The sequence below is a fragment of the Paenalicyclobacillus cellulosilyticus genome, from assembly GCF_014647315.1.
In the GTDB taxonomy this organism is placed as follows: Bacteria; Bacillota; Bacilli; order Alicyclobacillales; family Alicyclobacillaceae; genus Alicyclobacillus_J; species Alicyclobacillus_J cellulosilyticus.
Genome location: NZ_BMOY01000003.1, coordinates 26,039 through 38,109, shown reverse-complemented (window position 1 = coordinate 38,109; position 12,071 = coordinate 26,039). Strand labels below are relative to the sequence as shown.

Below are 12,071 nucleotides of genomic sequence, written 5' to 3'. Positions count from 1 at the left end.
CCATCCTCTCCGTGGTGATTGAAGTCTCGGTGTGCACGTGGCATTCCTCACGGCAAAAACGGATTGCGCCACTCCATCAGCAGGGCGTGGTTGCCCGACTCCTCGTCCTCGAGGTAATTGGGCACAACCGCAAGCGGCGTGCGGCCGCAGCGCAACAAAAACGTGATGACAGGGTCGTGCAGCTCGCCGCGCACCACCGCCTCGGCGTACGCCTCGGGCGACATTCGGTGCGCCACTTTGTGGTAGCCGGGCATGCGGCCGCCGCCGACGAGGCGCTTGAGGCGCTTGTGCACCACCAGGTGGTACATCGCGTGCATCACCCATTTCCCCAGCCCCAATCGCCGGTAGCGCGGGCGCACGCTGATGTCCACCACGTATAGCGTATCTCCGTCCGGGCGGTGGGTGCGGATGTAGCCGCCGTCCGTCATCTCGGCCCAGGTGTGGTGCGGGTGGTTCGGATCGAAGTGAACCATGAGGGTGGTCATCGATCCGGCGAGCGCTCCGTCCACCTCCACGCACAGCGCCCCCTCCGGGAACAGGGTCACATGGTGGCGGAGTTGGTCCTCATTCCACCACAACTCCGACGGGAACGGGGGCGGGAAGCACTCGCGCTGGATGGCGATGAGGCCGGCGAAATCCGCCTCCGTGTAGTTGCGAATGCAGGCAGGCCGCGGCTTGTCCCCGTCGAAGACGTACAGTTGCTGCTGGTACACGGCGAAGCCCCCTCCCGAATCCGGGCTGTCAACATAGGTCCGGATAAAGATCGGTGCGCCGGTCCTGCCAGGTGCGGACGGCGCCCTGCGCGCGGGCGCGGCGGAGCAGATCCAGGTCCAGGTCGGCGGTGACGATCATGTCCTGGTTCATCTCGCCCTCGGCCAGGATGCCCGCCGGCGGAAACGGCACGTCGTTCGGGGTGATGACCGCGGCTTGGCCGATGTTGGAGCGCATCCAATCCACCGTCGGCAGGGCGCCCACCGTCCCGGTGACCACCACGTAGACCTGGTCTTCCACGGCGCGGGCGTGGCTGCAGTAACGCACGCGGTAAAAGCCGTGCTTGTCATCCGTACAAGACGGACAGAACAACACATCCGCCCCGCGCGCCCGCGCCATCCGGGCCAACTCCGGAAACTCGATGTCATAGCAGACCAGGATGGCGATCCGGCCGAAGTCCGTCTCCAATACCCGGAGGTCATCGCCGGGCGTCAGGCACCAATCCCCCACCTCCGTGGGCGTAAGGTGGAGCTTCGGCTGTTCGTGTACACCCCCGTCCGGATCGAACAGGTGCGCCACGTTGTACAACTTGCCGGCGCGCTCCACGACATGCGTCCCGCCGAGGATGTACATGCGCTGTTCTTTCGCCAGCGTGCGAAACAGGTCGAGGTACGCCGGCGTGAAGGAGGGCAGTTGATCGATGGCCAGCGCTTGGCCGGATCCATCGCCGATGGACATCAGCTGCGTGGTGAAAAACTCCGGAAAGACCACGACCTTGGCGGCAAACTCGGCGGCCGCCTTGACGTAGTGCGTCACCTGCGCCGCGAAGTCATCAAAACGTCGAATCGTGTGCAGATGGTATTGCACCGCGGTGACCCGCAGGGCCATGCACGTTCGCCTTCCTCTCTGGTGAAAGATGAAACTTTGGTGCGCAATGTGACCGAAACCGATGCACTGGGTTGTGACAGGTCGATTATCGGTGATATGCTGTCCCACGGCAAGTACATACCATCGTGTGAGCAAGTATCCAAAAAGAAAGTCACGGCGAGGGAGCGCGCATGGGCAATCAAGCGACGTATTGGAAGCCATGTCCAAGTGGGGCGAACAGTACCGAGCACAAACGCGGAAAAGCGAGTGAACACGCCTGCTCACGCCACGGGAAGATTGACACCACAGCCACGCGTTCGTATGATATTCATGAACTTCGATATCGATGGTGATGGATATGGAATCCGACATGGTGCTTGCCATGCTGCACGCCTTGGCCGACAAAACCCGCTTCACCATCTTGCAATGGATGGCAAAGGGGGCCATCGCCACTTGCTGCGACCGGATTGCGGCGTTTGAGAACGGTTGTTGTGTCGCCGATGTGGTCGCAGTCACCGGCCTCGCCCAACCCACCGTATCGCATCACTTGAAAGTATTGGAAAAGGCGGGCCTGGTCCACAAAGAGCCACGCGGGCCCTGGACGTGTTATTTTCCCAATCCACAAGCCATTGACGCACTGCTCACCACATTGCGTGCCGAGTTGTATCCGAAAAACGACGCGGAGTCGAACGGTTCATCGTGTTGTTAAACAAACCACTGCGGTACTGCCCCATATCGCGAGCCATCCAGCATTGCGTATTCGGATGTGCTCGCGATATGGGGCATGACCACTGAGTCTTATGTCTGGCCGGCAGAGGAGAGACAGCAGCGCATGACGTATCTCGCCATGGCACTGTTTGCCGTTACCCTTGTCTTTGTCATCTGGCAACCCAAAGGGTTGTCCATAGGTTGGAGTGCCTTGCTCGGAGCGTTGTTGGCGCTGGTTCTCCGCGTCGTTACGCTGCAAGACATGTGGGATGTGACACGAATTGTCTGGGACGCCACGTTTGCGTTCGTCGCCATTCTCATCATCTCCACCATCTTGGATGAGGTGGGCTTCTTTGAGTGGGCTGCCTTGCAGATGGCCCGTGCCGCACACGGAGATGGTCGTAAAGTTTTTCTGTTTGTGACGTTTCTTGGCGCAATGGTCGCCGCCTTCTTTGCCAACGACGGCGCCGCCCTCATCCTGACGCCGATTGTCCTTGAAAAAATGAATCTTCTTCGGCTTGATGCCCGCCGGATGTTGCCCTTCATCATGGCGAGCGGCTTTATCGCCGACACCACATCCCTGCCGCTCGTCATCAGCAACCTGGTGAACATCGTGTCGGCCGATTATTTTCACATCGGATTTTTGAGCTACATGGCCTACATGGTGGTTCCCAACCTGTTCTCGCTCGCCGCGAGTATGTTGGTGCTGTATCTCTTCTTTCGGCGTGACATCCCGGAGACGTATCGCCCTGAGGTCCTGCCCGATGCGTCGCGAGCCATTCGGCATCACGGGATGTTCCGGCTTTCCTGGTTCATTCTTGCCGCCTTGATGGCGGGATATATTCTGACGGAAGCATTCAGAATCCCGGTTTCCTTTGTCGCCGCGGCCATTGCGGTCATCTTCCTTGTATCCGGCGCGAAGACCGGCGTGATTCACCCTTGGCGTGTCATCCGCGGTGCACCGTGGGCCATCGTGGTCTTCTCCATTGGCATGTATGTCGTGGTGTACGGTCTGCGTAACGCAGGATTGACCGATCTGCTTGGCCGCGTTATCGCCGACACAACCCACGGCGGGATGTACGCGGCGACGCTCGCGACCGGCTTTCTTGCGGCATTTCTCTCCAGCGTGATGAACAACATGCCCACGGTGATGATTGATGCTTTGGCCATTCACGCCACCCAGACCGTCGGCACCATGCAGAAGGCGCTCGTCTATGCCAACGTGATTGGCTGCGATCTCGGCCCGAAAATCACCCCGATTGGTTCCCTCGCCACCCTGTTGTGGCTGCACGTCCTTAGCAAAAAGGGGATCACCATCTCGTGGGGCCGATACTTTCGCACGGGCATCGTGCTGACCGTTCCGGTCCTCTTCGCCACCCTGACAGGGTTATACGTGTGGCTGCGAATCATCACCTAAACGCAGCCACATAAGCCAATCCGCACTTGCGGAGACGCAGCGTGCAAACCAAGCACTCATAGGATGATGCCAAAGGAGGACGAACGCATGGCCAAAAAGCGCATCTACTTCCTTTGCACAGGCAATTCCTGCCGCAGCCAGATGGCGGAAGGCTGGGCGCGCCACCTCGGCGGTGACCGCATCGAGGTCCACAGCGCCGGCGTCGAGGCCCATGGCCTCAATCCCCGCGCCGTGCAGGTGATGGCCGAGGTGGGCATCGACATCTCGCATCACCAATCCAAGGTCATCGACCCCCATTTGCTTCAGCAGGTGGACTATGTCATCACGCTCTGCGGCGACGCCAACGACCGTTGCCCGGTGACGCCGCCCAACGTGCAGCGATTGCACTGGGGATTTCCCGATCCCGCCAAGGCCACCGGCAGCGAGGAAGAAATCCTGGCCAAGTTCCGCGAAGTGCGTGACGCCATCGGCGCCCGGATCCGACAATTTTTGCATGAGGAACTGCGCACAGAGGAGTCGTGATCGTACATCCATCCCCGCATCACGTCCGTGGTTCAAGCAGGCCGAGCCGCCTGGCGACCCGTGGTGTCGTGCTCGCCTGCACAAGGAGCGTCGCCAGGATGATGACAAACACCACGGCAGAGATGAGCTTGCCGTACGCCGCACCCGAGCCGGAGACCATGCCTGCCAAGGCCGCCGCAATGACCCCGGTTTCCCGCGTCCAGAAGAAAAAGAGGATTTCATTGCGACGCCACTTGGCCGCTCGATCCGGCAGCAGGGAACACAGGACGGTGAGCGGCCGCGCGACGAACATGAACACCGCAGCCACCAGCACCGCCCGCCATCCATACACCGTGAGCGCCGAAACATCCACCTGGCTGCCGAGCAACACGAAGATGAGCATGCGGAACTTCAGCCCCACCGCATCGATGAACGCGTGCGCCGCATGCTCCTCTTTTTCCAAAATGGTGAGCCGGAACGAGCGGGCGTTGCCCACGATGAGCCCGGCGGTAAACACGCTCATGAAGCCGCTCGTGTGCAGCCACTCTGCCACCAGGTAGCTGCCGAGCACGCTGAGAACAACCGCCATCGGCGTGAACTCGCGCAGGAGGCCGCGATCGTTTTCCGAAATGAGAAACGCCGTCACCCAGCCGATGACGCCGCCGATAAGGATGCCGCCCAACGCCAGCTGCACAAACCGCCATCCTATCGCGGCAGGATGGATGCCGCCTGCTGCCGTAACGCCGAGCACGACGGTGGTCAGAATGGCCCCTGTGGCGTCGGTGAACGCCGACTCGGAGACCACCGTGTGAGCAATGCGGGAACGAACGGGCACCTTCTGAAAGATGGGTACGAGCGCCGCCGGATCCGTCGATGCTACGATGGCGCCGAGCAACAGCCCCGTCAACCACGGCACGTGGAAGATGAGGCTGGCTGCCAGAGCCACCACGAAGGCGGTCACCACGACGCCGACGGTGGACAGGAGGCTGATGCTCAACCATACGCGGCGGAGCGTGGCGAGGTGGGTGACCATGCCGCCGTGGAACAGAATGAAGGATGCCCCTGCCAAGAGAATGACCTGATACAAAGCCGACCGCGGATCGATATCGATGATGCCGAAGCCGGGCGGGCCGATGAGCATCCCCATGACGACGTACACCACGACATCCGGAATGTGCAGACGCGCTGCCAGTTTCCCCCCGAGCGTACCCGCGACGAAAATGATGAGCAGGGTGGTGAGCAACGCTTGCGCCATAGTCACAGCACCAGTGTGCATACGCAACCCCTTTCCAAAAGACAAAGGAGCCTGGGTGACAGGCTCCTCCTTCATCACATCGTATAAAGTTATCGCGCTTCAGCCACATGACGTTTCCATCGTGCAGACTGACCTAATCTTATACGAAAAGCACGATCCCGGCAAGATACACGGTCACTCCACCGCGCTGCCCCGCGGATCAGATGAGGCTGAACTGAAAGGTGCGGGCCAATGGATGGTGAAATTCGACCCAACACCCACTTGGCTCTCCACCTGAATCACACCGTGAGACGAATCGACGAGCCGCTTCACAATGGCCAGACCAAGGCCCGAACCGCCGGTTTTTCGATCCCGGGACTTGTCCACCCGGTAAAAGCGCTCGAAGATGTTTTCGAGTTCAGATTCCGGAATGCCGATTCCTGTGTCTTTGACCGCCAGAAACGGCCTGCCATTGCGGTGACCAACCGATACAGAGATACTCCCCCCGCGCGGCGTATATTTCACCGCATTGTCGAGCAGGTTCCACAGCACCTGTGCGACGTGCTTGGCTTCCATCTGTACCCAGACCGGTGTGTCTTCGGCGACAAAGGCCAAGTTCAATCCTGCCGCGGCACATCTTGGCTCAAAAAGCTGGACGACGGACTGTGCCGCTTGACGCAGATCCGTCTGTGCGCCGGAGCGTGATGGGACTTCGGACATGGTATCTGCCTCATACAACGTTTCCACCGCAGCCACCAACGCCTCGAACCGCTCGATTTCCTCCAGGCAACTTTGCAGCCGTTCCCGATTCGGTTCCCACAGGCCATCATAAAACGCCTGGAGATGCGCGCGCAGCGTCGCGAGCGGTGTGCGGAGTTCGTGGGCGATATCCTGCATGAGATGCTTGCGCAGCTGCTCCTGCCGCGCCAATTGTTCCGACAGGTAATTCAATGTATTCGCAAGCGACGACAATTCATCACGGCCTGCCACAGGCATGGCAGCTCCCCATTCTCCCTGCGCAATGCGTGCCGCATGCTTTTGCATGATCACGATGCGCCGTGTCATCACGCGCGAAACCATGACGGCCATACCCGCTGCCGCGAGGACGAAACACAACAACGTCCACACCAAACTTTGCGAAAGCGCCTGTTCGAAATGACCTTGAATCAACTGCGTCAGCGGCGGCGAGACGGCATGGACTTGCGGGCATACCACCATGAAAAAGTGCCGGCGGACCTCGGCCTGGAGAATCAGCGCCAGCGCCAACAACAGCAACGACACACTGGTGAAAAAGGCGAGCACCATCTTCTTCTGAATGCTCACGCACCATCTCCCCCGAAACGATACCCCATACCATACACCGTCTGGACATACACGGGATGCTTCGGGTCGTCCTCAATCTTCGCCCGCAGATTTTTCACATGCGCGTCGATGGTCCGGACGTCCCCGTCGAAATCAGCGCCAAAGACACGACCAATCAATTCCTCCCGGCTGAACACGCGCTTGGGATGCCGGCTGAGCGTCGTCAACAGTTTGTACTCCGTCGCGGTCAAATTCGCGTCAACCCCTGCTTTGTACACCACCTGCCGGACTGCGTCGATGATCAAATCGCCATCCCGGTACACCATGCGTTCTGCAAGCGGATGGTCAAGTTGCGTGCGGCGCAGAATCGCGTGAACACGAGCCACAATCTCGTTTGGGTTGAACGGCTTCGTGACGTAATCGTCGGCGCCCACCTGCAACCCGCGCAGCCGGTCCTCATCGCGATGCTTTGCGGTCAGCATCAGAATGGGTACAGCCGAGCGCGATCGCACCATCCGGCATACTTCTTCCCCAGGAACATCCGGCAACATCAGGTCGAGGATGATGAGCGATGGATTCACCTCGTCCAAACGCTGCAAGACCTCACGGCCCGTATGGACGCAAACCACGTGGTACCCGGCTTGCTCCAAATACAGCGACACCACGTCCGCGATCTTCTTTTCATCGTCCGCGACCAGAATGGTATGAATATGAAATCGTTTCATGTGCGATCCCCTTCATACGTGACGATTGGTAACGATTTGAAGGCGGATGATGCGCTTCATATGATCTTCGCAATGTATTGCTACACTGGCCATGGCCGGACAGAACCAGTACCCGTACCCTGGATGACCTGTGCAAGGAGGGGTGAGCAGATGAAAAACAAGACCAAACAGACGGCCGCGTATGCCGCACTCGCTGTGCTCGCCGTGGGCATCGGCGCAGGATATTACGCGTGGTCAACGCATAAAAGCTCGGGAGCATCCCCGCTCGCTCCCGCGACACCAGCCCAAGGGTCGCTGACGCCGGTATCCGACTACGTGGCGCACCCGCAATCAGGAACACCGGTGCGGTCCTTCACGCTGACTGCCGAAGAAAAGACCATCACGCTCAAACCTGGCAAGACCGTGCAGGCCTTGACCTTCAACGGCACGGTGCCGGGGCCGCTGTTGACGGTCCGTCAAGGTGAGCTCGTGAAGGTCACCGTGCATAACAAGCTCAGCGTACCCATCACCGTGCACTGGCATGGTGTTCCTGTGCCCGGTTCGCAAGACGGCGTACCAGGATTGACGCAAGACCCCATCCAGCCTGGAGGTACGTACGTATATCGTTTTGTTGCCGCGAAGGCGGGTACGTACTGGTATCATTCTCATGTCAACAGCGTCCAGGAGATCGGACAAGGGCTGTTTGGCGGCATCGTGGTTCTTCCGAAAAACCAGACAACGCCCGCCCCGGACAAGGACTATACGCTGCTTCTGCATGAGTGGTCCACATCGTCCACCACGTCCGGTGACGGCAGCATGGGCAGCATGGGCAGCATGAGCGGTATGGACAGTATGAGCATGGGTGCCATGGACAACATGCATATGGACAACATGACCGGCATGGGCAACATGCAGATGGGCTCACCGCCCCCTCGTACGAACGGGTTCCAGTTGTTGAACTCCGACAAGGCGGCACTCAACGAAATGGCCAACACGTACGACACGTTCACGGTGAACGAGACTGCGAGCGGACGGACGGTACTTCCAGCCAAGCCGGGACAAACCGTACGCCTGCGCATCGTCAATGCTGGAAACATGACCCACTTGATGACAATCGTTGGCACCCCATTCAAGGTGGTTGCCATGGACGGCCAGGATATCTCGAATCCGACACCCATCGAGAACCAACTCCTCCCGATTGGGGCCGGCCAGCGTTACGATGTCGAGTTCACGATGCCCAAAAGTGGATCGGTCCAGTTGGTGAGCGGCGACCCCGACGCGACGGACCGTATGGAATTGCGGGCCACCATCGGCGATACCATGGCCCCGAACATGGGTTCGATGCCCGAAGGGCAGAACGTCCAAAATTTTCCATGGTTTGATTTCACCCACTACGGCAGCGGAGCGCCGAGCGGTCGGCAGACGTTCACGCTCAGCCAGAAGTTCGACAAAACGTTCAACATGGTGCTTGGCGTCGGCATGAACAAACAAGGCATGGTCTATACCATCAACGGGAAAGCATTTCCGAACGTGCCCCCGTTCGTGGTGAAAGCAGGAGACATGGTCAAGATCCACATTGAAAACAAGAGTGCATATATCCATCCGATGCACCTGCACGGCCATACGTTCCAGGTCCTCACGCGGGATGGAAAACCGGTCACAGGAAGTCCTGTGTTCATGGACACACTGGAGGTTCTCCCCGGTGAGACGTACGATATCGCCTTCAAGGCAGACAACCCTGGTCTCTGGATGTTACACTGCCATGACCTGCATCACGCCTCGGCAGGGATGGATGTCGTCCTGCAATACACCGGCGTCACCGATCCCTACAATATGAAGGACATGTCCGAGTGATGAGCCGGAGCGGACGGAACATCCCGCATCCGATGACGTGACATGGGCAGCGACATCCACGCTGCCCATGTTGTCACGCATCCCGGGTTGCTGGCCACCAGACCCATCGCCGTATCCGTCCTGTTGGCCACAGCGCCCATCAAGACGCGGCGATCCGTTCGAGCTCCGTCATCAACTGGTCCTTCGAAACCATCCCCTGGTTGACCCCGACAATGATCCCTTGGCGGTTGACAAAAAAGGACGTTGGGAAACCGAGGATATGGTATTCATTCATCACGATCCCCTTGGTGTCCAAGGCCACCGGCCAGACGATGCCGTAGTCCTGCACGAACCGCTTCACGTCCGCCACGCTGTCCATGCTGGTTCCGTTGATGCTGAGAAATTCCACCTTATCACCAAACTTTTGGTATGCCTTTACCAAATCAGGCATCTCTTGTTTACAATAATCACACCACGACGTCCAGAAATTGATGAAGATCGGTTTACCGGCCAAGCTGTCTGTGGAAATCGTCTTGTGGTCCGGATATGCCGGCAGCGTGAAGGGTGGCATTTTGTGACCCGTTTGGGGTGCCGCAGTCACAGACGCTGCCTCTCGCACACGATTCGTCGCAGGTGTCGTCTTGGCCGTCGCGGAAGAATTCTGTTTGAAAGTCCACACCGCTGCCATGCCGGCGAGGAAAACGGCGCTCGCGCCGAGCACCCATTTCGCAGATGTTTTCATCCCTGTCCTTTCCTCCCTTTTTCGTCGAACGGTCTTTTCTCGCGGCGTTGTCTTCACTGAAAACGTGGTATTGTCGAAAACGTGGTGTTGTCAAAATCCCGTGAAACCGCCATACAACTTGATCAACACCACGGTGATCTTCGACATCGTGTTGGTCATCAGAAGCAGGCCGAGGACCATCATGACGTATCCCCCCGCCTTGGTGAGGACAGCTCCGTATTGGGCGAGTTTACGCACGGAACCCAATGTGAAACCCAGGATGAAGAACGGAAGCGCAAAGCCGAGAATGTACGCGGTGATGAGCGTGAGGCCCAGCATGCTTTGTGTCGCGGCCATGACGAGCACAGCGGCAAGAATCGGGCCAATACAGGGGGACCACCCTGCGGCAAAGCTGACCCCAACAAGTATGGATGCGATGTAACTGGTCTTGGTTGCTTGAAACGCCCACTTTCGTTCCATCAACATCCACTTCGGCGTCACGAGGCCGGTCAGAAAGAGTCCCATGAAGAAGACGATGATACCGCCCACCATCCGGATGGCACTGCGGTAGTTCACGAATACCTGGCCGAAAAGACTGGCCGACATCCCAAGTGCATAGAAAATGATGGAAAACCCGACGATGAAGCAAAACGTATGCGTGAGCGCACGCAGGCGATGGTTGAACGCGTACTTTTCATCGGCGCCAAACGTGACCCCAGAAATATAAGAAATGTAGGACGGGTACAAAGGCAGGCAGCATGGAGACAAGAACGACAGCATCCCGGCGAGAAAAGCCAACCAAAGCGTCGGATGGGTGGCCACGGTCATGAGGCCCGCCACCTTTCATGCACCTTCATGCCCGCCGCCTTCGCGTAAGAGACCATTTGGGATGCGGTGAGCGGACCCACCACGTGTCGCACGACCTTCCCGTTCGCGGTGATGAAAAACGTCTCCGGTTGCCCCGTTACGCCATAGGGAGGTGACCACCTGTTCTTTTCATCAAACAGCACCACGACGTTGTCCGGTACACGAAAGTGAGAGACAAACAGTTCCACGAGCGCCGGTCCGTCACCCCTGTCCAGCATCACAACATGGATGTCGTCCCTGTATTTCTCTGCGAAAGCCATCAGATCCGGCGTCTCCTCAACGCAAGGTTGACACCAGGGAGTAAAGAAATTCAGCAGTACCGGCTTCCCGCGCAAGGATGTGAGCGAGAATGGTCGCCCCGACAAGGTGTTCGTCCGAATATCGGGGGCTACGCCACCTACCTGCACAGGCATGGCGTTGTTTGCGAATTGCACCATCCAATACACAAATCCGAGGAAAATAGACGCGATCACGGCAAATCCCGCGACACGCCGATGTTGGCGTTTCATCATCACTTGTCACCCAGCTTGACCCATCCCCATATGAAAACGGCTACTCTTCATGACCATACCGAGTGATTGTGAAGACGGTATGAAGAAGTAAGCATGCATGAACGACAGCAAGGTATCCCTCACAACCGCCGCAACGTCGTGATGTTATGTACATAACACGGTACGGAAGAAATGCCAAGTCTGGCGCAATCAACTTGGTTGCGCCGATACGCATCGACCTCATTGCACACGACCTCCTTTTGCCACCAGGCATATGCAACCAACCCGGAGGGCGATGGCTCGACGACGCACCACATTTGGGTACGCTATCGATGGGGTGTATGCTTGACACTGACACAGTACGGGGGTATGGTATATCCAGAAACCGCGAAGGTGAGGCTTTTACCCATGTGTCCTGAACATCAACAGTACAGTTACGGGCCGTATAAGGATGACCTGCTCCGGCGGTTGCGGCGCATCGAAGGACAGGTTCGAGGCATCCAGAAAATGGTCGAAGAAGACCGATACTGTGTGGATATTCTCGTCCAAATCGCCGCAGTCAAGAGCGCGATTCACCAGGTCGGCCTGTCCATTCTGGAATCCCACACCCGAGGCTGTGTGGCGGACGCCTTGGCCCATCAAGAGCGTGGCCAGGAAAAAATCGATGAACTGATGGACATCATCCGCCAGTTCACCCGTTCCTGAACGGAGCATC

At 58.4% G+C, this 12,071-nt stretch carries 13 protein-coding genes; 5 read left to right on the top strand and 8 right to left on the bottom strand.

All coding sequences use genetic code 11. The features are described from left to right. Window positions 1–47: 47 nt before the first annotated feature. Window positions 48–713, bottom strand: a complete 666-nt coding sequence (locus tag IEX97_RS01580; RefSeq protein ID WP_188880747.1) for a GNAT family N-acetyltransferase — start codon at window positions 711–713, stop codon at window positions 48–50. A gap of 28 nt (window positions 714–741) precedes the next feature. Further along, window positions 742–1,599 (bottom strand): carbon-nitrogen hydrolase family protein, encoded by an 858-nt coding sequence (locus IEX97_RS01575; protein ID WP_188880746.1) that lies wholly within the window; start codon window positions 1,597–1,599, stop codon window positions 742–744. 337 nt (window positions 1,600–1,936) lie between these two features. On the opposite strand from IEX97_RS01575, the gene IEX97_RS01570 reads away from it, so the two are divergent. The 3 genes from IEX97_RS01570 (at window position 1,937) to arsC (ending at window position 4,225) form a co-directional block, all read left to right on the top strand. Next, a complete protein-coding gene (locus tag IEX97_RS01570) occupies window positions 1,937–2,287 on the top strand; it encodes an ArsR/SmtB family transcription factor (RefSeq protein WP_229776220.1) in 351 nt (116 codons plus the stop codon). 123 nt (window positions 2,288–2,410) lie between these two features. After that, window positions 2,411–3,703 carry an arsenic transporter gene (locus IEX97_RS01565; protein ID WP_188880744.1) on the top strand — a complete coding sequence of 431 codons (1,293 nt, stop codon included), beginning with the start codon at window positions 2,411–2,413 and terminating at the stop codon, window positions 3,701–3,703. An 87-nt stretch (window positions 3,704–3,790) separates the two neighbouring features. Next, window positions 3,791–4,225, top strand: a complete 435-nt coding sequence (arsC, locus tag IEX97_RS01560; protein ID WP_188880743.1) for an arsenate reductase (thioredoxin) — start codon at window positions 3,791–3,793, stop codon at window positions 4,223–4,225. Window positions 4,226–4,244: 19 nt separating this feature from the next. Here arsC and IEX97_RS01555 read toward each other — a convergent pair whose 3' ends face one another. From IEX97_RS01555 to IEX97_RS01545, 3 genes are all read right to left on the bottom strand, one after another. Continuing rightward, window positions 4,245–5,459 carry a cation:proton antiporter gene (locus IEX97_RS01555; RefSeq protein WP_188880742.1) on the bottom strand — a complete coding sequence of 405 codons (1,215 nt, stop codon included), beginning with the start codon at window positions 5,457–5,459 and terminating at the stop codon, window positions 4,245–4,247. A gap of 174 nt (window positions 5,460–5,633) precedes the next feature. Continuing rightward, window positions 5,634–6,707 (bottom strand): HAMP domain-containing sensor histidine kinase, encoded by a 1,074-nt coding sequence (locus IEX97_RS01550; protein ID WP_229776219.1) that lies wholly within the window; start codon window positions 6,705–6,707, stop codon window positions 5,634–5,636. A gap of 50 nt (window positions 6,708–6,757) precedes the next feature. Continuing rightward, complete coding sequence (locus tag IEX97_RS01545) at window positions 6,758–7,465, bottom strand: response regulator transcription factor (RefSeq protein ID WP_188880740.1); 708 nt, start codon at window positions 7,463–7,465, stop codon at window positions 6,758–6,760. A gap of 150 nt (window positions 7,466–7,615) precedes the next feature. Here IEX97_RS01545 and IEX97_RS01540 point away from each other — a divergent pair, with 150 nt between their 5' ends. Beyond that, window positions 7,616–9,298: a multicopper oxidase family protein gene (locus IEX97_RS01540; protein ID WP_188880738.1), complete on the top strand. Its 1,683-nt coding sequence runs from the start codon at window positions 7,616–7,618 to the stop codon at window positions 9,296–9,298. 139 nt (window positions 9,299–9,437) lie between these two features. On the opposite strand, the gene IEX97_RS01535 is transcribed toward IEX97_RS01540, so the two are convergent. The 3 genes from IEX97_RS01535 to IEX97_RS01525 all read right to left on the bottom strand — a co-directional run bounded on the left by IEX97_RS01535 (window position 9,438) and on the right by IEX97_RS01525 (window position 11,377). After that, entirely contained in the window at window positions 9,438–10,019 is a 582-nt protein-coding gene (locus IEX97_RS01535) for a TlpA family protein disulfide reductase (RefSeq protein ID WP_188880737.1), read from the bottom strand. 90 nt (window positions 10,020–10,109) lie between these two features. Beyond that, window positions 10,110–10,826 carry a cytochrome c biogenesis CcdA family protein gene (locus tag IEX97_RS01530; RefSeq protein WP_188880736.1) on the bottom strand — a complete coding sequence of 239 codons (717 nt, stop codon included), beginning with the start codon at window positions 10,824–10,826 and terminating at the stop codon, window positions 10,110–10,112. Then, window positions 10,823–11,377, bottom strand: a complete 555-nt coding sequence (locus IEX97_RS01525) for a TlpA family protein disulfide reductase (protein WP_229776217.1) — start codon at window positions 11,375–11,377, stop codon at window positions 10,823–10,825. Before IEX97_RS01525 ends, IEX97_RS01530 begins: the two co-directional genes overlap by 4 nt. Before the next feature lie 387 nt (window positions 11,378–11,764). Between IEX97_RS01525 and IEX97_RS01520 the strand changes: the two genes are divergently transcribed. Next, the gene (locus IEX97_RS01520; RefSeq protein WP_188880734.1) at window positions 11,765–12,061 is read left to right on the top strand and encodes a metal-sensitive transcriptional regulator; all 297 of its coding nucleotides are present in this window, start codon (window positions 11,765–11,767) and stop codon (window positions 12,059–12,061) included. The last annotated feature ends 10 nt before the right edge of the window (window positions 12,062–12,071 follow it).

Coding starts and splice junctions, on each gene's coding strand:
- IEX97_RS01575 (WP_188880746.1), bottom strand. CDS start 1,599: ATGGCCCTGCGGGTCACCGCGGTGCAATACCATCTGCACACGATTCGA.
- IEX97_RS01570 (WP_229776220.1), top strand. CDS start 1,937: ATGGAATCCGACATGGTGCTTGCCATGCTGCACGCCTTGGCCGACAAA.
- IEX97_RS01565 (WP_188880744.1), top strand. CDS start 2,411: ATGACGTATCTCGCCATGGCACTGTTTGCCGTTACCCTTGTCTTTGTC.
- arsC (WP_188880743.1), top strand. CDS start 3,791: ATGGCCAAAAAGCGCATCTACTTCCTTTGCACAGGCAATTCCTGCCGC.
- IEX97_RS01555 (WP_188880742.1), bottom strand. CDS start 5,459: ATGGCGCAAGCGTTGCTCACCACCCTGCTCATCATTTTCGTCGCGGGT.
- IEX97_RS01545 (WP_188880740.1), bottom strand. CDS start 7,465: ATGAAACGATTTCATATTCATACCATTCTGGTCGCGGACGATGAAAAG.
- IEX97_RS01540 (WP_188880738.1), top strand. CDS start 7,616: ATGAAAAACAAGACCAAACAGACGGCCGCGTATGCCGCACTCGCTGTG.
- IEX97_RS01535 (WP_188880737.1), bottom strand. CDS start 10,019: ATGAAAACATCTGCGAAATGGGTGCTCGGCGCGAGCGCCGTTTTCCTC.
- IEX97_RS01530 (WP_188880736.1), bottom strand. CDS start 10,826: ATGACCGTGGCCACCCATCCGACGCTTTGGTTGGCTTTTCTCGCCGGG.
- IEX97_RS01525 (WP_229776217.1), bottom strand. CDS start 11,377: ATGATGAAACGCCAACATCGGCGTGTCGCGGGATTTGCCGTGATCGCG.
- IEX97_RS01520 (WP_188880734.1), top strand. CDS start 11,765: ATGTGTCCTGAACATCAACAGTACAGTTACGGGCCGTATAAGGATGAC.